The sequence below is a fragment of the Phaeobacter sp. CECT 5382 genome (assembly GCF_001457775.1).
GTDB lineage: Bacteria > Pseudomonadota > Alphaproteobacteria > Rhodobacterales > Rhodobacteraceae > Pseudophaeobacter.
Map to the genome: position 1 here is coordinate 155,759 of NZ_CYSG01000007.1, position 22,936 is coordinate 178,694.

Genomic DNA, 22,936 nt, shown 5'->3' on the forward strand with positions numbered 1-22,936 from the left:
GCCGTGATGAAAATGGATCAGAAATCTCCGGCAGCACATTGAAGGCAAACCAGGCCTTCTGCCCGCCATGTTTCCACAACAGAGCTGCGGTCATCGACGACGATCCAGAGCTCAAACCCATCCCGGCGCATGGTCGCAAGCAATTGCCGTTTGACCTCTTCATCGCTTATGGCATCAAGGCCGTCCGGGCGCAGATAGATCGCGTCATAGGTCAGATCGTTCTGCGCGAGCCAGGCTTCAGTATGGCTGGACCAGCCCGCGGGGCGACCGGAACAAATGACAATTACCTCACCACTGTCGCGCAACCGGCGTAAGAGCATCCCAACCGGTGCGATAACCTCAGCACCAGCCATGGCCTGGTGAAAGGCGTCCCAGTTCTTTACCTCGCCATGCACCAAGCCCCCCAGAGAGCCTGCGTCAAATTCAGCAAGGGTGCCGTCAACATCAAAGACCACACAGGGGGTGGACGGAGTTGCCGAGGTTGAGGTTTGCAGCATGTGAAAGTTCCTTGTGACCGTGATCTGTCCAGTAAAAGTGAACCGGACTGGCATTGTCTGGGCGGGTACCAGTGGTGGTTTGACCGCTTAGCAATCTGACGGCCCGGATTACGCCGGAATGGCACAGAATGACTGGCAGGTCAGTCTGGGCGGCCAGACAGCAATCGGTGACAGCTCCGGCAACCCGTCTGATCATATCCGACCAGTCCTCTCCCCTTTCGGGGCACCCCTCCCGCGGGGGCAGTTGGGCAAGCGGTCTGCCCTCAAACACGCCCCAATCGCGCTCTCTCAAATCCGGGTGTATCTCAAAACTCTGGCCGGGAAAGCCGAGCCTGCAACTTTCCACGGCCCGCGCCATCGGGCTGGTGAACAGCGCGAGAGGTGATGACCATTCAAGATGCCGAAGGGTTTCTGCCTGCTGACGCCCGGTTTCGGTCAGCGCAACATCCCATCTGCCCGCAATGATCTGGTCGCGATTGGCAGTGGTCTCGCCGTGCCGGATGAGACAGAAGCTTTTTTGCGGCAAATTTCCTAGGCTCATAGCTGTATGCTTTCGTGCAGAAAAACCTTGGCACCTAGGCCGGAACCGCCTGGGCCTGTCTCGATCAGGTAGTCCTCTGGGCAGGTACAGAATGCCGGTGCAAAAACTTGCGCATTCAGCCGCTCGAGCATGCGGATCTGATCGCGCAGCGGCGGGTGCACATTCCAGCGTTGGAAATAGCCCCCTGGAACGGAACAAATTCCCCGTGCATGGGCGGTCATGTGACCGGTAAAGACCACATGGGCATCTTTGCCCAGCCGACCGGATTCACGCCAGGCCCGCACATAGCCCCAAGCGGCGCCGCCATCTGCATTGGGCGTATCACAAATCAGAAACCGCGCATCCGCCAGATCCCCGCGCTCCAGCAGCGGTGCAATTTGCGGTGCCGTCTTTCTCAACCCCTCACTGGCCACAGCAGAACCCAGCGCGGATTTCAGGGCCGTACGGCATTCCGGGTCCAGAATGACCGCATCCAGACCGTAGCGTTCCACCAGATGCAGAGCCAGCTCACCTGCCCGCCCCGAAGGCGGAACCGGCAACAGAACCTGTCCCACCAGCCTATCTAGGCGCGCATCCAATGCGGCAAGACGTTCGTATTGTGGCACATTGTCCAGATGATAAGAGCAATCCAGGATCGCAGTTTTGGCAGGCGGGGGCAGATCAAAGGCGAACCAGGCAGATTCTTCTGACCAGTCGCCGGAATAGAACAGCCCATCACCGATATCGAAATGCAGCCAGACACCGCCCAGTGCATGACCGTTGTGCCCAGTGGTGACTGTCACGCCAGCGATCTCATGCACGCCGCGTTCCAGCAACAAGCGCACTTCGGCCGCTGGCGGCAAAGCCTTAGCCGTCTGTGCGGTGGTATAGATCGGCAGGCCCGCCTCTACCGCATAGGCCGCACCGCCAATATGGTCGATGTGATCATGGGTCACAAAGACGGCATCGACACCCTTCAGCCAGCTCGGGTCAAAATGCGCATTCGCCTCGGGCCCGTGGCCACAGTCCAACAACCAGCACTGGCCATTGACCTTTAGCTGCATGCAGGCCGGCCCCTTGTCGCCGATACCCGACAAAACTCTGATTTCGTTCATTTACACCTCGGTGAAAGCCCATGGATTGGAAATTGAGAGCCCCAGTTGGGTACCCTCTGCATGTCGTTGGCGTGCATGGGCAACCACCATCGCGCCACTGTTGGTTTGCAGATCGAGGCGATACGTCCCGCCCAGATACGTCGCGCGGACGACCTGTGCGCGCAGATCAGAGGTCTCGCAGATCGAGATATTTTCGGGCCGCAGACAGATCAGATTAGGGTTCTCATCTTGGCTAGTGATGGCAATGCGGCTGCCAAGAACCTGTGCCTCCATCCCAACCTGGCCGATTGTCACGGCCTCGATCGGCAGCACGGTGCCTTCGCCAACGAAACTGGCGACAAAAAGGTTGTCCGGCTGGTTGTAGAGTTTTTCTGGCGTATCAAATTGCACGATCTCGCCGTCCGACATCACTGCAATACGATCAGCCATCGCCATGGCCTCGGCCTGATCATGGGTCACATAGACCATAGTCGCACCGGTTCTCGTGTGAAAATCTGAAAACACCGCCTGCATAGAGGAGCGCAACGCGACATCCAGATTGGCCAGAGGTTCATCCAGCAGCACCGCCGCCGGATCAGAAACCAGGCACCGCGCCAGGGCAACCCGTTGGCGCTGCCCGCCAGACAGATCAGCCGGCATCCGGTCCGCAAACGGCATAAGCCCCGTGGCCGCCAGGGCAGCATCGGTGCGCGCAACACGCGCGACCTTTGTGAGCCCACGCACCTCGAGCGGATAAGAAACATTGCGGCGCACGCTCATATGCGGCCAAAGCGCGTAGGACTGGAAGACAAAACCGATATTGCGCGCTTCAGGTGGGATGGCCTGCCCGGTCTCGGCATTGGCCACCTCGCGCGCGCCGATCCGGATCTGACCACGTGTTGGAGCCTCAAACCCAGCCAAAACCCTTAGCAAGGTGGACTTGCCGCAGCCCGAAGGCCCAAGCAGCGCCACAAACTCACCATCCTGGATGGAGGCCGTAACGGAACGCAGTGCTGCAACACCGTCGAAGTGTTTTTCGACCGCCTGCAATTCTATGTCTGCCATGGGATAACTCCTTTCGGCAATTGGCGGGCCAAGAGCTGGATGGCGATCATCAACAGCATCACCACCAGAACAATGGTCGCCGCAAGTGCGGAGGCCATAACGATCTCGCCGCTGTCATCCAGGTTGAAAATCATCACCCCCAGTGTTTCGGTCCCCGAAGACCACAGCAGTGCCGAAACGGTCAGCTCGTTGAAAGCCGTCAGGAACACCAAGATCGCGCCTGCCGCTGCCGACGGGGCAGTCAGCGGCAGAATGATAGACCGCAATCTCTGAAACAACGTCGCCCCAACCGATTGCGCGGCTTCGTTCATGGCCGGGTCAAGCTGGCGGATGCTCGCCTGAACCGGGCGGAACATGACGGTCAGAAAGCGGGCGAGATAGGCCAGAAAGATAATCCAGATGGTGCCGTAGAGTGTTGCTTCGGTAAAAGGCAGGTTGATCAGCAGCAGGATCATGGCGATGGCCAAAACCACCCCCGGCAGGGCATAGGGCAGATCAACTAGGCTATCAAAGACACGGCCCAATCGGGATGGGCTACGATCCATCAGCCAGGCCAGGGGCAGACAGATCGCCATCAGGACGATGGCTGCACTGATCGATAGCGAAAAGGAATTCACAAAGGCCCGCGCTGTTACCGGCTGGCGAAACAGCACTTCATGCCAGGAGGCGAAAGTCATGGTATCAAAGCCCAAAGGCACGCCATAGGCCGGCACCAGAGAGGTCGCCAGAAGCCCCGCCATCGGCAGCACAAGCAGGGCAAAAACAACGCACCACAGGGTGATCTCGACCGGCAGCCGCGCCCCCTTCAAAGGGATCGCTAGGGGGCGTGATGTGGCGCCAACCAGATGCACCCTCTGGCGGGTCTGGAAAAAGCGCTGCACCCCGATGCCGCAAATAGCCACCGCTCCGATCAGGATGGCGAGCACGGCAACCTCGGCCAGGACTGTTGTGCCCATCCCTGCCAGTTTCTGATAGATCAGCGTCGGCAGCGTTGCATAGCCTGCGGGAATACCCAGCATCGCCGGGATGCCAAAGTTACCCAGTGCGGTCACAAAGGTGATCGCAATGCCTGCCGCCAGACTGGGAAGGCACAGCGGGACAATGATTTGCCACCAGAGCCGTAGTCCACGGGCGCCGCTGATCCGGGCGGCCTCAACCGTTTCTTGTGGGATGGCACGCAGACCTGCACGCAATGTGAGAAAGATGATTGATGTGTGCTGAATGCCCAGCAGCAGGATGATCCCCGCCGGGGAATACAGTGGCTGTGGCGCACCCAGCGGCGGCGCAAGCCCAAGGGTTTTCAACAAAACCGAAGAGGGCCCCATGATCTGCGTCCAGGACAATGCCGTGATTTGCGGCGGGATCATCATCGGGATCATCAGACAAAACACCAGCGCAGCTTTTCCCCGCAAATCTGTCAGCGCCACGAGAAACGCAAAGGCACTACCAATCACCAGTGACACCAAAGTCCCCAACCCGGCCGTCAGCAAGGAATGCTGTAGGGCCCTTTGTGTGGATGGCTGCGACAGCACCTCAGAGATCAAGCTCAGATTCAGGCGATCATCGACTGTTATACCTTCGGCAAACAGGCGCAGGACAGGCGCAAGCGTCAGCACGATCGCCACCAACAGCACAAAACGAAGCAGCCGGTCCTCTGACCGGCTGCTGCCATATTTTTGCGTCGCAAACACTAGTTCGCGCCAAAGAGCTCGGCGAATTTCGCCTTGTTGCTGTCAGCGTTTTCCAAGGCAACAGCCGGGTCAAAGGCCATCAGCTTGATCTCTTCGCGGGCCGGGAAACCTTCTGGAACCCCCATATCGCCGCGCGCAGGGATATAGCCCATCTCAAGCACCAGATCCTGGCCGCTCTGGCTCAGCATGAAGTCAACAAAGGACTGCGCGGCCTCAACATTCTTGGCGCTAGACATGATGGCTACCGGCTCTGTCACATAGGAAACGCCTTCCTCAGGGAAGACGAATTCCACTGGGGATCCGGCGGCCTTGTTGCGGATCGCCAAGAAGTCGACGACCATGCCATAGGGTTTTTCACCTGCGGCGACGGCTTTAAAGGTGCCGCCGTTGCCGCCCTTGGCACGCGCGTCATTGGCGGCCAGGTCACCGTAAAAATCCCAGCCCAGAGATTTGTCGCCGGTTAGGGTGGCAAGGTGGATCAGCGCAGCACCGGAATACAGCGGCGATGGCATAGCGATCTGGCCCTTCAAGGCCGCATCTTTCAGATCCATCCAGGAGGTCGGGGCCAGCGCAGCACCCGTGTTATAGATGATGCCGGTCGTGATCAGTTTGGTGGAGTGATAGAATCCTTCGGCGCTAAAAAGTGCGGGATCATAGCTGGCGGCTTCTGGCGACTGATACGCGGTCAGCAAGCCGTCCTGCGCCATACCTTCGAGGGTCACGGTATCTGCAATCAGCAAAACATCAGGCTGGGGATTGCCCGCTTCGATTTCAGCGCGCAGACGGGCCATCAATTTGGTGGTGCCATCACGCACCCACTCCACTTCGGTGCCGGGATTGGCCGCCATAAAGGCATCCACGGTTTTCTGTGCATCCGCGTTGGGCTGCGAGGTATAGAGCGTCAGCGTATCAGCAAAACTGGCAGTCGCGAGGCAGGCGAAAGTTGCGGCGGTCAGAAAGGTTTTCATCACGGGTCTCCAAAAGGTTTTTGCTTTCGAACGAAAGACATTGGGCACGCGACCTTATCGAGACCTTTTGCAAATGATTTATGACGTTTTTGTCAATTTTTGCTTTTCATTTGTAGACCAACTGCCTTCGGAATACTGTGCGAAGAAGAGTTTGGTTTTCGAAGGAAAGCAAATGAAGCGTGATGAACTCAACCTGCGTCGCGATAGAATTATCGCCCTACTGTCGGAAAACGAAGCCCTTTCCGCCCGGGAATTGTCCGACTGCCTGTCGGTGTCGGTACAAACCATTCGAGCTGATTTGCGGGATCTGGACACGGCTGATTTGGTGCAACGGCGCAATGGCGTTGCGCGTCTGCGACAACAATCCGAAAACATTGCCTATCTACCCCGCAAAGCTGCATCACGTCTTGAAAAGCAACGCATTGCGCTGGCGGTAAAAAATCTGGTTCCCGATGGGGCGCGGATTGCACTGGGAACGGGGACAACGGTCGAAGGATGTGCCAGAATGCTGGCCACTCGGCAGGATCTTTTTGTGGCGACAAACAGCATCCCAGCCGTCAGCGCCCTGCAAAATGCCCCCGGTGCTGTTGTTGCTTTGGCGGGTGGTCAGGTACGGCTGCGTGATCTGGACTTGATAGGTACGGCCAGCCTGGAGTTCTTTTCGCGTTACCGCGTCGATCTGGCCATTTTCAGCTGCGGCGGCATTTGCGATTCCGGTCAGGTTCTGGACTATAACACCGAAGAAACCGCTGCCAGAAAAGCCATCACAGATTGTGCAAAAACCCGCATTCTCGTGGTGGACAGCGCCAAATTTGGTCTGGATCTAGCCTGCAGCATGCATAGTCTTTGGGACTACGATATCATCGTGACCCAAGGGGAGATCAGCCCTGCAATCAGAGCCCGCTGCGCGGATGCCGGGTGCCGGATTGTTGCGCCACAGGATGACGCCTGAAAGTGGCTCGGGCCGACTGCGCCAGCCTACAGGTCAAGTTCTTGTCAGTAGCGCGCTGTCGCCAGCTCAAAGAACGCTCGGATCAGGCGTAGATTCACCCTGTCTTTCGTGGCCACTAACCAAGTTTCGAAATCCATATCCAGCTCTTCAATCGACAGCTGCGCCAAGCCCTGACGACCCTCGTGGCTGTCATTGAGGAAAATAGCCGCGCCAATGCCCTGCTGCACCGCCTCACACATCACGGGAAATGTGGTCATCCGGATCATGCGGTCAAATGACAGCTCCAACTCAGATAGCTTGCGCGACACCACCCGCGTGGTCAGAGAACCTTTTTCCGGCAAGATCAGCCGATAGCCGGACAGATCGCGCAGAGAAACCCGCGCTTGCCCTGCCAGCGGATCATCCGACCGAACATAAAGCACGTATCGCGCGCTTTGCAGTTTGTGCATTTCCCAGTCCTGCGACACCGGAGGATCAGTGATCAGCCCGACATCTGCGCGCCTGTCACGAATCATCGCCGTCGCTGTTGTCCAGTCGTGCAGCCCAAAATCAACCTGCACCTGCGGATAGCGATCCCCAAAATCACGTATGATGCGCAGCGCCGGCTGCGGTGCATTGGCAATGATTTTCAAATGCCCTTGGTGCATCTGGGCAAATCCCTGCAGGCGTTCGGCAATTGTCGTATCCAGTGCGACCAAGCGATCTGCCAGCTCAAAGAATTCCTGACCGGTGCGGGTGGTGCTGACGCCATCGCGACCACGGATCAGCAATTGCGAGCCAACCTGTGCTTCGAGATTGGCAACATGCTGCGTCACCGTTGACTGCGTCACACCCAACCGTGCGGCGGCTGCGGAAAAGCTGCCTTCGCGCACCACATAGGCAAAGGCTGCAAACTGATGATGGTTGGGGCGCATTGAAAGGCTCCTTTCTCAAGCCGCCGTAGCACCCATTAGTCTCACTAATATGACGTCACCCGCCTGACACCTTGCCCGCCTACTGAGTTCTCACAACCAAGGAGAATCACATGGCTGGGATCACATGGCTGGGCTGAGCATCACCAACATCACCAAGCGTTTCGGCGACACCGAGGTGCTGAAAGGCGTGTCACTGGATATCGCAGATGGTGAGTTCATTTCACTGGTCGGCCCATCGGGTTGCGGCAAATCCACCCTGTTGCGCATCATTGCCGGCCTTGAAGACCAAAGCACGGGCGAGATCAAACTCGCAGGCAATGACGTCAGCGGGGTGCGGGCCGCAGACCGCAATCTGTCCATGGTTTTTCAGTCCTACGCGCTCTATCCGCATCTCAGCGTTGCAGACAATATCGCCGTGCCTTTGCGCATGCGACAACAAAAAGCGCTGCAACGCCTGCCCATGATTGGCCGCTTTGTGCCCGGCCAACGCCAGATCCGGCATCAGATCACTCGTGATATCCGAAACGCGGCTGACATGCTGGAAATCGCGCCCCTTCTGGAGCGCAAACCCGGACAACTATCTGGAGGTCAACGTCAACGGGTGGCTCTGGCGCGCGCTCTGGTGCGTGATCCGGCGGCCTTCCTGCTGGATGAACCGCTCTCCAATCTGGATGCAAAACTGCGGGTCCAGACGCGGGTCGAAATCGCCCAGCTGCACCGCAAACTGGGCGCGACCTTTGTCTATGTCACCCATGATCAGGTCGAGGCCATGACCATGTCCAGCCGGATCGCCGTCATGATGGGCGGGCGCATTCTGCAATGCGCCGAGCCCGATACGGTCTATCACGACCCCGAAGACATTCAGGTGGCCGAGTTCATCGGCTCCCCCAAGATCAATATCCTGCCAGTCGATCAGAATGCCACTGGCGCGCTTGGCCTGCTTGGGCAGGCGCTGCATTTGCAAGTGGAACAGAAATGCCAATCTGTGCGCATCGGCTTGCGGCCCGAGATGCTGCGCCTCTCCGGGGAGCAGTCGCTGTTGACCGGCACCGTCGAACACCTGGAGAACCTCGGCGCTGAGCTGTTTGCCCAGATTGCCGTGCCCGGTCTGGAAAACCGCCTGGTGCTGCGCTGCGACCCGAGCCAGCGCGCGGCTGTGCGATTGGGGGCAACCGTCGGCCTGGATTTCACCCCCGCACAGGCGCTCCTCTTTGATCAGGACGGGACACGCATCCGCAGGGTTCACGACACATCCCGCCGCCCCGTTTCAACAGCGGAGGTTGTGCAGCATGGGCGCACCTGACATCACTTTGCAGCCACTGACGAAGGATACGCGCCCAGTGCCCGCCACCGTGCAGGAGCGCCGCGCAGCCTGGTTGCTGACCGCCCCTGCCCTGAGCCTCATGGTGTTGATCTTGCTGCTGCCGGTCGTTGTTGCCGCGATCCTCAGCTTTACCGATTATGCGCTGGGGAATGACACGTTTCGATGGGTTGGCTGGAAAAACTACAGCCATCTTTTCACCCGCAGAACCTATGAAAAGATGTTTCTCGCCACCTTTACCTATGTGGTGACCGTGGTGCCGATCTCGGTCGGACTGGGGCTGGGTGCTGCCTTGTTGATCAACTCGCTTGGTCGCTTTCGCGAGATTTACAAAACGATCTATTTTCTACCAGTCATGGCGACTTTGCTGGCCATGTCCATCGCCTGGGAGTTCATGTTGCACCCTTCTATCGGGATGATCAACCGCACGCTGGAGCTGGGCTGTGGCACCCTGTTTGAAGCCATCCCATTGATCCGCGAAGGCTGCGCCGATCGGTTCCCGGTTTGGCTGGGCGACAAACGCTATGCCATCTGGGTGATCAGCTTCATCGGTATCTGGCAAGGCTTTGGCTTTAATATGGTGCTCTACCTTGCCGGGCTGACCTCGGTCCACCGCGAGCTGTACAATGCTGCCGAAATGGATGGCGCCAAATCCGCCTGGGAGCAGTTCCGTCTGGTGACATGGCCCGCGCTGGGACCAACCACGGTTTTTGTGGTCACCATCAGTTGTATCCGCGCCTTTCAGGTCTTTGACACCATCGAGGCCTTCTGGCCCCAAGGCGGCGGCCCCAACAAATCCACCTATGTGATGATGTTCGCCATCTTCGAGAAAGGCGTGCAGCAAAACCTCATCGGCATCGGATCAGCGATCACCATGCTGTTTCTGGTTTTTGTGATGCTTCTGACCATCGTGCAATGCTGGCTTGTAGAGCGAAAGGTGCACTACTGATGACCCGTAGCCTGTTCAAACACCTGATCCTGATCCTTGGCGCCATCGTGGTGATCGCGCCTTTCTACATGATGGTCAGCTACAGCTTCAAATCCCCCGGTGAGATCGACCGCGGCGAAGGCGGCTTTTTTGGCCGACAAGAGATGATGATCGACGAGCGCTGTGTGAAACTGCGCGACCCGGACCGACGGGACATCGCCCTGGCCGCAGATCGTTTTTCGGGACAGTCCGACGACCAGATCCGTCAGGCGCTGATCCAGGAGGCCGAGGCTGACTGCTCCATGCGACCTGTGGTGTTCAACTATACCAAGGCCTTCACAGAAGCGCCGCTGCTGCGATACCTGCTGAACGGCGTCATCGTGACCGGGTCGATCTTTCTGATCCAGGTCATCGTAGCCCTGCCCGCAGCCTATGCACTGGCCAAGCTGAAGTTCTGGGGGCGCGAAGCTGCTTTTGGCCTCGTGTTGTTCTGCCTACTGATCCCGGTGCATGCGATTGCACTGCCGCTCTATATCCTGCTGGCAAAGCTCGGTCTGACCAATACCTATGCCGCCTTGGTGGTGCCCTGGACGATTTCGGTCTTTGGCATCTTCCTGATGCGCCAGTTCTTCATGACGGTGCCGGATGATCTGATTGATGCGGCTCGCATGGACGGCATGCAGGAGCTGTCGATTGTCTGGCGCGTCATGCTGCCCACCGCCATCCCGGCCCTGCTCGCCTTTGCGATCTTCAGCGTCGTGGCGCATTGGAACGACTATTTCTGGCCGCGCATTGTCGTCACCGGCAACCGCGATCTGTTTACACCGCCACTGGGGCTGCGGGAATTCAAAGGCGACGGCGATGGCAGTTTCTTTGGCCCGATGATGGCCACGGCCACGGTGATCGTCACGCCCTTGATTTTTGCCTTTCTGATTGCGCAACGCCGCTTCATCGAAGGGATCACACTGTCAGGAATGAAGTAGGCGGGGAAATCCCCCGCCCACACCAAATCCCAATCGGGATCAACCGGTGCCGCCTCAAATCGCCAGACCTGCAGCGGTGCCAGAAACAGGAGAGAGAAAACATGAAATTCGCAACCACTGCAATGGCTTTGGTCCTCAGCGCCTCGGCTGTTTTCGCCGACGACAAAGTCACAATCGAATTCGCCTATCCCTACAGCCATCTGTTTGACGTCACCTATGAAGCGATGATGCCCGCCTTCCACGCGGCCCATCCCAACATCGACGTCAAATTCCGTGCCACCTACGAATCCTACGAAGATGGCACCAACACAGTTTTGCGCGAAGCCGTTTCGGGCAACCTGCCTGACGTCAGCATGCAGGGCCTGAACCGCCAGCAAATTCTTGTCGACAAAGGCATCGCCAAATCGCTGGAGCCTTTCATTGCCAAAGAGGCCGATTTTGCCAAGGACGGCTATCACGAAGCCATGCTGTCGCTGTCGACCTTTGACAACAAAGTCCACGGCCTGCCATTTTCCGTCTCGCTGCCAGTTGGCTATTACAACATGGACATCCTTGAGGCCGGCGGCATTGAACAGCTGCCAACCACTTGGGATGAGGTGATCGCCGCCTGTGAAACCATGAAGGCAAATGGCGTCGACAACCCGATCTTCTGGGGTTGGAACATCACCGGCAACTGGTTCATGCAGGCGCTGATGTGGAGCCAGGACAAGGCGATTGTCGAAGACGCAGCCGTCACACTGGACAGCCCCGAGGCCCTGAACGCTCTGAAACAGATGCAGGCGATCTTTGACAAATGCGAAATGCAGAACCTCGAATGGAAGGCCGCGCTGTCTTCTTTCTCTGCTGGTGAGATCGGCATGATGTTCTGGTCAACCTCCGCTTTGGGGGCTGTTGAGCGCTCGCAGGGGGATTTCGAGATGGTCACCGGCCCCTTCCCCGGCATGGGCGAAACCCCAAAAGGCCTGCCCGCAGGCGGCAATGCCGCGCTGCTGACCTCTACCTCGGATGATCCCAAGGTACAGGACGCGGCCTGGACCTGGCTCAAATTCATCACGTCGGGCGAAGGTGCTGCCGAAGTTGCAAAGACCACCGGCTACATGCCGCCAAACAAAGCCGCCAACGAAGTCATCCTGGCGGACTTCTACCAGCAGAACCCGAACAAGCAGACTGCCGTGGACCAACTGCCCCTGCTGCGTGACTGGCTTGCCTATCCGGGTGACAACGGTCTGGCCATCACTCAGGTAATCTATGACAGCATCGAACGCATCGTGACCAAGGATGCGACCGACATGGAAGACCTGCAGCAAGAGATGGTTGACGAAGTCAACGACCTGCTTGGCAACTCCTGATCCTGCAAACCTGTTCCTGGCCGCCTGCAAATGCGCAGGCGGCCAGTTTTACATCTGAGGCCTCAAATGAAATTTATCCATATTTCCGACATTCATCTCACGATCCCCGGCGAAGAAATGGGCGGGCTGGATCCCCACGCGCGGTTCGCGTGCGCGCTCAAGGATATTGCCGACAACCATGCTGACGCCGAGCGTATCATCATCACCGGCGATCTGACCCATTGGGGCGAGGTAGAGGCCTACCAAGCCCTACAGACGGCCATTCAGGATCTTCCTTGCCCGGTGCGACTGATGATTGGCAACCACGATCATCGCGATACCTTTCGCCAAGTTTTTCCAAAGCATCCAGTTGATGCAAATGGGTTCGTCAACCATGCTGAAACCATCGAAGGTTGCCGGTTTATCTATCTCGACAGCACTGGCGACAAAACCCACGCCGGGCATTTTTGCGCCGCCCGTCTGGACTGGCTGGAAGCAGAATTGAACACAGCCCCGCACGCACGGATTTTCATGCATCACAACCCTATGCTGCTCGGCTTGCCAGCGGTTGATCAGATCGGGCTAGTTGCGCAGGATCGCCCTGGATTTCATGCCCTGATCGATCGCTTTTCAGACCGGATTGATTTCATTCATTTCGGTCACGTGCACGCCCATATCTCCGGTCGTTTCAAGGGCATTCCCTTTGCCTCGGTTCCCTCGACGGGCAACCAATCGATCCCTGACCTGCAAGAGGAGGTTTTCCTCAAAGGGGCCGGTATGGATCCTGGATATTTCGTCGTGCTTGCCCAAGGCCGAGACACGATCATTCACCAGGTTCCCTTTTCCTGGGATGGCCAGGTCAACCTGTCCGGAGTGAGTTGGGAGGATTGGAGAAAGCCGTCCCTAGCCGGGGCATAGGGACAAGACTGCGCCAACCGAACACAGGTGGATACAGCCCCACCGGACGGTGTCCACCATTAGGAACGGAGCCCGGTTTTGATCCCCGCGCGCTCGGAATAGCGTGACTTAGTTGGAGTAGCAGCGTGAGCGCTGACCAAAACCCGCAGGCGAGCAAATGTAGCTGCCGTTTCCAACTGCAACCCGTTTCCGGCGGGTTTGCGTGCCGCGTGAGGGCGCCGCGTTCAACAGGTTGAGCCCGCTGCTGGCAACGCGTACGTTGCTGACGGAACTGCCAACGGTTGCGGCCTTGGGGGTTGGGGAGGCCTGTGTCTCAGCCGTCGCCACGAGGGGCGCGACCGTGACCGCGCATACGATAGTTGCCGCATAAAACATGCGGCTGAATTGGAAGAACATCACTGTCTCCTGCCTGTATTGCCCTACATTTACCGGACTAGTTTTGTTCCAGTCTCGGCTCGTTTGGTGATGTGAGACATACCAAAAACTTGCTCCGGTGACAAAAACTTTACCGCAGCAACTATGAATCTAAGGTCAATGAAGGTTCGCTTTGGACAAGCGACAGGACAAATTCAATCCTTTTGATCGAAGCATATGTCGGCTCCGATCGGCTAAGTTATTGCAGTGAAAGCCGTCCACCGTGAAAAGAAAAACCAATGCCGTGCGCAAACCGCTCAAGCGGCAATCCGCCACTTCTGTTGCACGCCAGCCGCGCTTACAACCAGAAATCTATCTATTTCTCGCTGAAAATCCACCAGAGCGAGACCCGCTCCGCTGTCCGGGCCCATACTCAGGTTACTGCCCCAAAGCTGCCTCGCGACTGCCCAGCGAGTTCTGTGGGAAACGCCAATCCGGCAACCCATAATCATTCGGCCAGGGGTGCACCTCTTTTTGGTTGAAATAGACCACCGCTTGCAATTGCGAGAATTCCTCCAGGACTAGGCGCACTTCATTGTTCCATTTCTGTACGTAGTCGTCTGTGCCAACAAAGCCCAACTCCGCAACCGCGATCGGTAGATCAAACTCCAAGGCCCGTTTGTAGCGCGGCTCAAAAATATCGCGGAAGCTCTGCTCTTTGCCAAGCACATCCACTTCCCAGGCCTGCAGGCCAAAAACCGAAAGCCCGATGACATCGGCATAGTCTTTGCCGGGGAAGTAATCCGCCAGTTCCTCGTAGCCCAGCGGCGACCACATATAGTCGAACTTGTCAGATTGTTCGCGGCAGACATCAACGACCCGCCGATAGGCCGTCACATAGGTTTCCGGAACCCAATCGGCCCAGATGAACTGCCCCGAAGGATCCTCCATCTCCTGCGCCCAGCGGATGGTGACGGGGCTTTCAAACTCGGCCAGCGCACCGCAAATGGCGCGCATGTTTTCATCATAGAGCCCACTGGCAATCCCTGCGATCAGGATTTCCGGCGTATTGCGCTCGTCCTGGGTCCAGGTCCAGGGCTCAATGGTGACAAGAACCGACCGGCCACGCTCAACCGCATAGGCATCCGCATCCGCCAGAGAGGGCAAGAAGACATCCTCCCAGGGCAGGAACAGATGTTCGATCTGGACATTGCTATCTTCCGAGAAGCCGCCATTGGGGTCATAAACTCCAAAGGGCAGATCACCCGGAGGCGCAGCCAAGGATGCCGTTGCCCAGCCTGCAATGACTGGGAAGATGGCGATCCCCTGCAGCATGGTGCGGCAGCTTTTGGTAAAATATCGCGTCATTTTCCCTACTCCTTTTGATTTCCGGCACCGGCCGTCTTCCAGCCCGGATCGTAACTCAAAACAACTCTGCCCGGCCCGCCCAGACCGGCGCCTGCGACGGCATATTGCTCTCTTATCAGTCTGAAGGGTTCCAGCCCCTTAGACAGGGCATAGAGGCTTTCTAGCCCCCGTTCCTGTAAAGAAACCCCAGCGAGGCAGATCAGCAGCGACGGCACCGAGATCTTGGCCAGGTTGGCAGTTACCGCCTGGCTCGTTGCAAATCCTGTGGCAAACTTCGTGACAAATGGCACTTTTCGGAAATGCTGAAATACAATAACGGCGACAATTGCCGTGTAATATATCCCATTAATTGCGGTCAAAAGATAGAAACCCTGCGCATTGCGCAGACCGTCAACCAGCAAAACCGGTAGCAGACAGCCCAGCGCCAGAACACCATAGACCAGAAGCAGGCGCATCGGCAGCGTAGACAGCATCGCCTGGGCCGCCTCGCCCTTTGGGGTGATACGAAAGTCGACAAAACCGCCAAATATCCGGTCCCGGATAGCCATCACACAGCCGAACAGTACCCAGGGCCATTGCAGCCCCAAAAACAGTGTCTTTTCCCAACTGAGGACAGCGCCATCAAACGGTCGGAAATAGCCGTCTGCCCTAAGCAGTGAGGCAATGGCAAGCAGAGCCAGAACCTGAGGAATCGCGTGCAATAAAAAGGCCGGGTAAGTCACTTCGGCATAGCGAAAATCAAACAGCACTGCGAGCACTGGCAAAGCGTAGAACAGCGCCATGAAAAAGGCAAAACAGGGGTAAAGCAGCTGGCAGAACAAGAACAGAAATTTGAGCCTGAGTGATAGCTGCGAAAGATACCCAGGCGTAAAACGCAGCAGGATCGTCACCAAGCTGCGAGACCACTGAAACTCCTGCGTACACAGGTCTGAAATTGTGGCTGGGCCATCTCCTTCGGCAATCGCGTCCAGCGCGTGTACCCCCCGCCAGCCTCCGGCGTTCAGGATCATCGTGGTGGAATGATCCTCCGCCAACTCCGGCCCCAACCCGCCCACCGCCCGCAGCGCCGCAGTGCGCACCGCATAGTGTGATCCGATGCACATGGGCGACATGGTTCCGGAATAGCCCGCCTGAAAGATGCCGTGAAAGGCCGCCTCGGTGTGCAATCTCGTGCGTGCTGCCCAGCTATCAGCAGCATTTCGCGAACAGATACTCGGAGCACTTACATAGCCTACGCAGGGAGCGGAAAAGCCCCGCATGATCTCTTCCAGATAAGTCGGGTTGGGCACATGGTCAGCATCCATCTGCGAGACAAAATCATATCGATCATAGCCGTAAACGTCATAAAAATAGGCCAAATTCCCTTCTTTACAGCGCGTACGGCGCGGCCATTCCTTACGATGGTAGCCGACCTGCCCTTGTCGGCTGGACAAAAAGACACCATGGATCCGGCACCATTCGAGGGTCTCGGCACTGGGGTTTTCATCCGCCAGCCAAGTGTCATGGGGATAGCTCTGCTTCAGCATCGCCTCCAGCGTGATCTTCAGCACCGAAAACGGCTCCGAAGAGGTTTTGGTGACAATCATTGCCACCCTGGTCGTCGCCGGATCAGGTGCCGCTGCCGCCGGGACCATCGCCCGACGAAGAACAACAACAAAGAAGACCTGCAGAAACGACAGCCAGCTCAGGCCCAGCGTCGCGACCCAATACTGCAACCCGGTGCTGTTGTGTCCCGGGCTGAGCCACCAACCCCAGAACCAGAGCGCGGCCGCCAGCCAGACCAAGATGAGCAGGTCGTATTTCAGCTTTGCCCGCCCGGTGAAGACCGGCTTAAGCCCCGGAGTGTTCGGCCGCGGCAGGCCAATGCCAGACGCAGGGCCAGGATCTGGGCCGACGCCAGGGGCACGCTGAATGTCAGGCGCAAAGGTCATCTTGCACCTCCAATCCGAAACTTGGCGCCGCATCGCGCAGGATCGTCAACAGATCCGATTGGCGTGTGACAAAATCCAGCATGCGGGCAGCGCATCGGGTATCAGCCACAAGCATCGGTGGATCACCAGCGCGGCGCGCGGCTGCCTGCCACGGTACTTGGCGCCCGGTGACCACCTCGATTGCGGCGATGATTTCGCGGATCGAATGCCCCGTACCGCTGCCAAGATTGAGCGCAAGGTTCTGACCACCCTGTTCCAGGTTTTTTGTCTTCAGTGCCTTTGTCGCCAACACATGGGCCCGCGCCAGATCAGAGACGTGGATATAGTCGCGGACACAGGTGCCATCGGGAGTGTCATAATCCGTGCCGAATACCTTGAGCGCCGGACATCGCCCCGCTGCCGCCATCAAGGCGAGAGGAATGATATGGGTTTCAGGCGTGTGGCGTTCCGCTAGGCGACCGGCCGGATCGGCCCCACAGGCGTTGAAATAGCGCAATATGGCAAACCGCAGCCCCCAGCTGGCAGCGTGATCACGGATCATATCCTCGCAGATCAACTTGGTTCTGCCATAGGGGTTGATCGGCTGTTGTCTGGTTGTCTCGTGGATCGGCTGGGTCTCAGGTGTGCCATAGGTCGCACAGCTTGAAGAAAACACCAGATCTCTGACCCCCGCCTGTTGCATCGCCGCCAACAGCGCGATCATGCCGCCGACATTGTTGTCGTAATACAGTCCCGGCTCGCGCACCGACTCTCCGACATAGGCGGCCGCAGCAAAATGCATGACCGTCTCGCAATTATACTGCATCATCACCTGAGACAAAGCTTCGGTGTTGCGAATGTCCAGCGGCACGAAGGGCCCCCATTTGACCGCATCGGCATGACCTGTGCGCAGATTGTCGACAGCCACCGGCTGATAGCCTGCCTCGGCAAGATGCAGACAGGCGTGACTGCCGATAAAGCCGGCACCACCGGTGACAAGAACGCTGCCCCGCCTCATCTGACCATCAGCGGAACACTTTGGTGCCGCCCCTCCGCTTCGGCTCTGAAATAGTCGATGGTCTGATCCAGACCCTGATCGAGATTGACCCTTGGGAACCAACCAAGATGCTTTTGAGCGCGGCAAATGTCGGGGCGCCGCTGCTTCGGGTCATCCGTTGGCAGATCGACATGGACAATTTTCGACCCCGAAGGGATCTTTTCCAGCACCAGGGCGGCCAGTTCCGCCACCGTGAACTCATTCGGATTACCGATATTCATTGGCTCAAAGGACGTCGCCGGACCGTGCATCAGGGCGATCAACCCATCGACCATATCTTCGAGATAACAGAAGGATCTGGTTTGAGAACCATCGCCGTAGATGGTGATCGGCTTGCCCGCGAGGGCCTGATTGATGAAGTTGGAGACCACCCGGCCATCTTCCGGGTCCATCCCCGGACCGTAGGCATTGAAAATGCGCGCGATACGCAGGTCAATGCCAAGGCATTCGCGATGCTCGTGAAAAATCGTCTCTGCGGCCCGTTTCCCTTCATCGTAACAGGATCTGGGACCCACTGTATTGACGTTGCCCTGATACCCTTCCGGCTGCGGGCTGACTTCCGGGTCGCCATAGACTTCTGAGGTCGACGCCTGCAGGATCCGGGCTTTGGCCCGACCGGCCAGGTCCAAAAGATTAAAAGCCCCATACAAATTGGTCTTCATCGTCTGGATAGGGTCCGACTGATATTTCGGCGGCGAAGCCGGGCAGGCCATGTTGAAGATATAGTCAATCTGGCTATCAATCTTTATCGGATCAACGACATCATGTAGTACAAAAGAGAAGTTGGGATCTTCCATAAAATGGCTCAAATTGCCAATCCGCCCGGTCGATAAGTTGTCCAGACAGATGACCCGGCAGCCGTATTCAAGATAACGGCCACATAGCCGAGAACCCAAAAACCCGGCACCGCCAGATACCAAAATACTCTTTCTTTTTCCGCGCCCACCCGTGGAATGCCGATTTGGCCCGGAGACAGATTTTAGACGTGTAAAACTGGTAACAGAATTCATATTAAACGCTCCCAATGGAACGCGACATGTCATGCCCTGCTCGAAATTGGACGGATCAGGTTCTCGGTCTTTTAAACACCTGCCTGATCTCACCGCCGACATCGGAACATAAATAGTTCCCCCAAACGGGCGCGTCGTAATCGTGATGCCGACCTCAGCCAGCACCGTCAAGTATCTCTAAATATTCATTAGTTTGTCAAATATTTTAGGAATTTTTTTCACTTTGGCGGTATTTTGGCCCATATTTCTCCACTAGCAAAACTATTGGTTGTGCCAATTGCAAATTATCACTCATTAGGAATCAAATTTCCTCCACTAATCCAAATACCATCAAGACAGAATCACTCACGGCATCCTCTTCAAAAAACGAAACGAAAAAATCTCCTGTACTCTTGACCCACCTTTATCCACATAAAAATGGGAATGACTTTCACCAAATCGCCCAAACACGAAAACTGTCCAGGTACAATTCTGGGTTCATAATTTTAGAACTGATCGAAAATAAATTTCGAATTTCAAAACAAATATCGGCAGCACCGATCTTCCAATATAGCGCGCGACGAAAAGCATCACTGCTCACGAAAGGCGCGGATCATGCTATCCGTCACTGGTTTCATCAGATACTCCACAAAAGTCCGCTCTTCGGTCTGGATCATGATCTCAGCCGGCATACCCGGTGTCGGAGTAAAGCCTCGCACCCGATCCAGTTCGGACGGTGGCACCGAAACCCGTGCGACATAGACCTCCTGCGGCAACTCCTGACTTTTGTCGAGAATAGCATCCGCCGAAACATAGAAGACCTCCCCCGACAGGATCGGAGTGGTTCGGGCATTTAACGCCGTCAGCCTGACTGTGGCCTCCTGTCCCTTTTGCACCACGTCGATTTCGGTGCGCGGGATGCTGACCTCGATGATCAAAGGCTCCCCCGTCGGCAGAATTTCGGCAATTGCCTTGCCACTTTCGACCACACCGCCCGGAGTATGGTAATGCAGCGTGATCACCGTCCCGGAAACCGGGGCCAGAACCGTTGATCGGCGCAGCACGTTTTCCGCCCGTCGGGCTTGTTCACGAACGCTTTCTAGCTCGGATTGCACCAATTGCAGTTCATCCAATGCCGCGCCCTGTCGTTCACTGACCGTCTGCGCGATCTGGGCATCATAGCGCCGGACCACCTCTTCGATTTCATCCACCTCGGAGGTCAACCGCCCCACCTGCCCTTCGGCTTCGGCAATCGCGCGGCGGATCGTGTTCACCTCGGTGCGACGTACTAGCCCGCGCTCAAGCAGATGCTGTTTACTCTCGAGATCTTCTCTCAGAATTTCCATCTGGGTCAAAGTTGACGCAAGCTGAAGTGCATAGCCATTGGAGCGCACATTGAGTGCTTCGGTGCTGCGTTCCAGCAAAGCAATATCATTGCGCAGTTGCCGCGCAGCTGCATCAAACACGATCCGCTGCGCATCCAGCATTGAGGCCACATCGAAGTCGGCCCGCAGGTTTTGTAAATGATTGGGAAAACGCAGGGCATCGGCGCCGGAATGCTCTGCCAGAATTCGTGCCTCCATGGCCTCCAGCCGCACCTGCCGCAAAAATAGCTCGCGTTCCGTTGCCAAAGCTGCGGTTTCATCCAGCGTGACAATAGGTTGGCCCTGGGTGACTGTATCGCCTTCCTTTATCAAAATTGCACTGATGATGCCGCCTTCGAGGTGTTGAACGATCTTGTTGCGGCCGGTGGCGACAAAACTGCCCTGTGATATGACCGCTGCGGCCAACGGCGCCTTGAAGGCCCAGAGCCCGAAGCCACCGAAACTGACAATGAGCAGCGTGATCCCAAACACGATATGTTTGGCGACCGAGCGAGGCACATTTGCGTACCATTCAGCTGGTTCGGCATAGACAGTGATATCAGACATTTGGCTGGCCTCCGGAATTGTTCTGGGATTGCGGCAGATTGCCCCCGCCCTGGCTGCGTTGCGCCAGTTGTTGCAACACTTGTTGGCGGTATCCGAACAAGGCAACATTGCCGTCGGCCAGCAGCATGATCTTGTCCACCACACTCAGCAAAGAGGGTTTTTGCGTGATCACAACAGTGGTGATGCCATTTTCCGAAGCATGTCGGATCGCATTCGCCAAGGCCCTGTCCCCGGCGGTGTCGAGGTTCGAATTCGGCTCATCCAGCACCAGAAATCGCGGATTCCCAAAAAAGGCACGCGCCAGCGCGATCCGTTGTTTCTGCCCACCAGACAAGGGCGAACCATCCGCCTGCACCATGGTTTCATAGCCGTGCGGCAACTGCGCGATCATGTCATGCACATCTGCCAGAAGGGCCGCGCGGTGAATATCTTCGTCGCGGGCATCCCCCCGCATTCTGGCGATATTGTCCTTGATGGAACCAGGAAACAGCTGCACGTCCTGCGGCAGATAACCGATATTTTCGCCCAGCTGCCGTGTGTCCCAATTGCGCAGATCCATAAGGTCAAGCCGCACATTCCCCGATGTCGGCAGGATCGACCCGACCAACATCTTGCCCAACGTCGTCTTGCCGGCGCCGGAGTTGCCAATGACAGCCAGGGATTCACCCGGTGTCAGGGAAAACGACAGCCCGTTCAGGACCACCTGTTTGGTTCCGGCGGGCACATAAAGCAGCCGCTCCACATTGAGCCGCCCTTCGGGATTGGGCAGGCGCAGTTTCTCAAACCGCTGCACCGATTTATGCATCAAGAGACGCACCCGGTCATAGGCTGACCGGGACAGCAAGAACCCATTCCAGCCTTCGATCGAGCCTTCGATGGGACCAAGGGCCCGCCCGGCGATGATCGAAGCGGCAATCACCATACCGCCGGTGATTTCGCCCTGAATGGCGAGATAGGCACCCCAGCCAAGCATGGCAATTTGGGTCAGCAACCGGGACGCACGCGACACCGCCGCCCAGAAAATATTGCGATCCTGCGCCCGGACCTGTGCTTGCAGCGAATTGGCCGTATCACGCCCCCAAAGCGCGACAGCTTCAGGAACCATCGCCAGCGCATTGATGATCTGGCTGTTGCGCGACATCGAATCCAGATGCATATTCGCGCGGCTCTGCGCGATATTTGCCTCGGCAAAAGGCTTAGCCGTGGCCTTTTGGTTGATAATGGCGACCACCATCAGGATGAGCGCGGTGACAATGACAATCATCCCCAGATGCGGATGCACCAGGAAAATGGCAAAAATGAAAATCGGGGCAAAGGGGACATCCAGAAATGAGATCAATGTCCCGGAGGTCAAAAACCCGCGCAATTGCTGCAAATCACCCAGGGTCTGATATTGCCGACCGTTGTCCTGTAGCGAGGCATGCGCGGCTGCACTCAGCACCGGAGCGCCCAGCCGAACGGCGACCTCGACTGCGGTCCGCATCAGAATGAAACGGCGCACAGCGTCAAAAATCGCCTGCAGCACCACCGCCCCCACAATGAGCACGGTCAACATGACCAAAGTGTCAAGCGATCTGCTGGTCAGCACCCGGTCGGAAATCTGAAATAGATAAATCGGGATCGCCAGAACCAGCAGATTGGTGGCACAAGTCAGAACCATGACAAACCCGAGATTTCCACGCACCACCCGCATCCCCTTGGCGAGCTGTTCGACAAACTGATCAGGATTGGCGCGCTTGTGGAAATCCGGCGAGGCCCCCCGGTCACCGCCGCCACCGCCGCCACCATTGCCTCCTCCTGAGGAGACAGGCGGCTTGCCGCCCCTGCCCGGCTTCAGGATTGGCCCGGTATCGCCCTCGATCTGCTTACCTGGCAGCGGCTGAGCGGAGGTTCTTTGCGTTTCGCGAATGGGCGTTTCAGGGCGGGGGTCTTCCCGAATGGGATCTTCCGGAATGGGCGCCTTTCTGTCGACTCGTTGTTCGTCGACCCGTTGTTCCGGGCGCAATTTGAGTGTGTCAGGGGAGTGAGTGGTGGGTTGAGTGGTGGGCTTTTCGGCTTGTTTTTCGCGTCCTTCAACTGCTTTTCCCTGCGAGAAGGCATCATTTTCAGGCGCGTTTGTTCTGCTAATTACATTCATGAAATTCAGTT

General features: G+C 57.2%; 20 protein-coding genes. 6 read left to right on the plus strand and 14 right to left on the minus strand.

Annotated features, from left to right (window positions below):
- Positions 1-17 precede the first annotated feature (17 nt).
- Genes PH5382_RS09805 through PH5382_RS09825 form a run of 6 tightly spaced genes read right to left on the minus strand, consistent with a single transcriptional unit; the run spans position 18 to position 5,835 of the window.
- Entirely contained in the window at positions 18-497 is a 480-nt protein-coding gene (locus tag PH5382_RS09805; protein ID WP_058334197.1) for a phosphatase domain-containing protein, read from the minus strand.
- The gene (locus tag PH5382_RS19460) at positions 445-1,038 is read right to left on the minus strand and encodes a histidine phosphatase family protein (protein ID WP_082645621.1); all 594 of its coding nucleotides are present in this window, start codon (positions 1,036-1,038) and stop codon (positions 445-447) included. Before PH5382_RS19460 ends, PH5382_RS09805 begins: the two co-directional genes overlap by 53 nt.
- A complete protein-coding gene (locus PH5382_RS09810; protein WP_156414877.1) occupies positions 1,035-2,132 on the minus strand; it encodes an MBL fold metallo-hydrolase in 1,098 nt (365 codons plus the stop codon). The genes PH5382_RS19460 and PH5382_RS09810 overlap by 4 nt, the downstream gene beginning before the upstream one ends.
- The gene (locus tag PH5382_RS09815) at positions 2,133-3,176 is read right to left on the minus strand and encodes an ABC transporter ATP-binding protein (protein WP_058334198.1); all 1,044 of its coding nucleotides are present in this window, start codon (positions 3,174-3,176) and stop codon (positions 2,133-2,135) included.
- Positions 3,164-4,867, minus strand: coding sequence for an ABC transporter permease (locus PH5382_RS09820; RefSeq protein WP_058334199.1), 1,704 nt, complete (start codon positions 4,865-4,867; stop codon positions 3,164-3,166). Before PH5382_RS09820 ends, PH5382_RS09815 begins: the two co-directional genes overlap by 13 nt.
- On the minus strand, positions 4,867-5,835 hold the full coding sequence (locus tag PH5382_RS09825; protein WP_058334200.1) for an ABC transporter substrate-binding protein: 969 nt from the start codon (positions 5,833-5,835) through the stop codon (positions 4,867-4,869). The genes PH5382_RS09820 and PH5382_RS09825 overlap by 1 nt, the downstream gene beginning before the upstream one ends.
- Before the next feature lie 172 nt (positions 5,836-6,007).
- On the opposite strand from PH5382_RS09825, the gene PH5382_RS09830 reads away from it, so the two are divergent.
- Positions 6,008-6,787, plus strand: coding sequence for a DeoR/GlpR family DNA-binding transcription regulator (locus PH5382_RS09830; RefSeq protein WP_058334201.1), 780 nt, complete (start codon positions 6,008-6,010; stop codon positions 6,785-6,787).
- Positions 6,788-6,831: 44 nt separating this feature from the next.
- Here the strand turns inward: PH5382_RS09830 and PH5382_RS09835 are convergent, their stop codons facing one another.
- Positions 6,832-7,701 carry a LysR family transcriptional regulator gene (locus PH5382_RS09835; protein ID WP_058334202.1) on the minus strand — a complete coding sequence of 290 codons (870 nt, stop codon included), beginning with the start codon at positions 7,699-7,701 and terminating at the stop codon, positions 6,832-6,834.
- Positions 7,702-7,825: 124 nt separating this feature from the next.
- Here PH5382_RS09835 and PH5382_RS09840 point away from each other — a divergent pair, with 124 nt between their 5' ends.
- The 5 genes from PH5382_RS09840 to PH5382_RS09860 all read left to right on the plus strand — a co-directional run bounded on the left by PH5382_RS09840 (position 7,826) and on the right by PH5382_RS09860 (position 13,179).
- A complete protein-coding gene (locus PH5382_RS09840) occupies positions 7,826-9,004 on the plus strand; it encodes an ABC transporter ATP-binding protein (protein WP_058334203.1) in 1,179 nt (392 codons plus the stop codon).
- A gap of 100 nt (positions 9,005-9,104) precedes the next feature.
- Positions 9,105-9,971, plus strand: coding sequence for a carbohydrate ABC transporter permease (locus PH5382_RS09845; RefSeq protein ID WP_231751842.1), 867 nt, complete (start codon positions 9,105-9,107; stop codon positions 9,969-9,971).
- Positions 9,971-10,933 (plus strand): carbohydrate ABC transporter permease, encoded by a 963-nt coding sequence (locus tag PH5382_RS09850; protein ID WP_058334205.1) that lies wholly within the window; start codon positions 9,971-9,973, stop codon positions 10,931-10,933. The genes PH5382_RS09845 and PH5382_RS09850 overlap by 1 nt, the downstream gene beginning before the upstream one ends.
- Before the next feature lie 101 nt (positions 10,934-11,034).
- Positions 11,035-12,282 (plus strand): ABC transporter substrate-binding protein, encoded by a 1,248-nt coding sequence (locus PH5382_RS09855; RefSeq protein WP_058334206.1) that lies wholly within the window; start codon positions 11,035-11,037, stop codon positions 12,280-12,282.
- Between the two features lie 66 nt (positions 12,283-12,348).
- Entirely contained in the window at positions 12,349-13,179 is an 831-nt protein-coding gene (locus PH5382_RS09860) for a phosphodiesterase (RefSeq protein ID WP_058334207.1), read from the plus strand.
- Positions 13,180-13,287: 108 nt separating this feature from the next.
- Here the strand turns inward: PH5382_RS09860 and PH5382_RS09865 are convergent, their stop codons facing one another.
- The 7 genes from PH5382_RS09865 to PH5382_RS09895 all read right to left on the minus strand — a co-directional run bounded on the left by PH5382_RS09865 (position 13,288) and on the right by PH5382_RS09895 (position 22,925).
- The gene (locus tag PH5382_RS09865) at positions 13,288-13,575 is read right to left on the minus strand and encodes a hypothetical protein (RefSeq protein ID WP_058334208.1); all 288 of its coding nucleotides are present in this window, start codon (positions 13,573-13,575) and stop codon (positions 13,288-13,290) included.
- A 396-nt stretch (positions 13,576-13,971) separates the two neighbouring features.
- On the minus strand, positions 13,972-14,901 hold the full coding sequence (locus tag PH5382_RS09870; protein ID WP_058334209.1) for a glycosyl hydrolase: 930 nt from the start codon (positions 14,899-14,901) through the stop codon (positions 13,972-13,974).
- A 5-nt stretch (positions 14,902-14,906) separates the two neighbouring features.
- Positions 14,907-16,832 (minus strand): glycosyltransferase family 2 protein, encoded by a 1,926-nt coding sequence (locus tag PH5382_RS09875; RefSeq protein WP_082645622.1) that lies wholly within the window; start codon positions 16,830-16,832, stop codon positions 14,907-14,909.
- A complete protein-coding gene (galE, locus tag PH5382_RS09880; protein ID WP_058334210.1) occupies positions 16,816-17,829 on the minus strand; it encodes a UDP-glucose 4-epimerase GalE in 1,014 nt (337 codons plus the stop codon). The genes PH5382_RS09875 and galE overlap by 17 nt, the downstream gene beginning before the upstream one ends.
- Positions 17,826-18,878 carry a UDP-glucuronic acid decarboxylase family protein gene (locus tag PH5382_RS09885; protein WP_197410031.1) on the minus strand — a complete coding sequence of 351 codons (1,053 nt, stop codon included), beginning with the start codon at positions 18,876-18,878 and terminating at the stop codon, positions 17,826-17,828. Before PH5382_RS09885 ends, galE begins: the two co-directional genes overlap by 4 nt.
- A 569-nt stretch (positions 18,879-19,447) precedes the next feature.
- The gene (locus PH5382_RS09890; RefSeq protein WP_058334211.1) at positions 19,448-20,788 is read right to left on the minus strand and encodes an HlyD family type I secretion periplasmic adaptor subunit; all 1,341 of its coding nucleotides are present in this window, start codon (positions 20,786-20,788) and stop codon (positions 19,448-19,450) included.
- Positions 20,781-22,925: a type I secretion system permease/ATPase gene (locus tag PH5382_RS09895; RefSeq protein WP_231751841.1), complete on the minus strand. Its 2,145-nt coding sequence runs from the start codon at positions 22,923-22,925 to the stop codon at positions 20,781-20,783. The genes PH5382_RS09890 and PH5382_RS09895 overlap by 8 nt, the downstream gene beginning before the upstream one ends.
- Positions 22,926-22,936 lie beyond the last annotated feature (11 nt).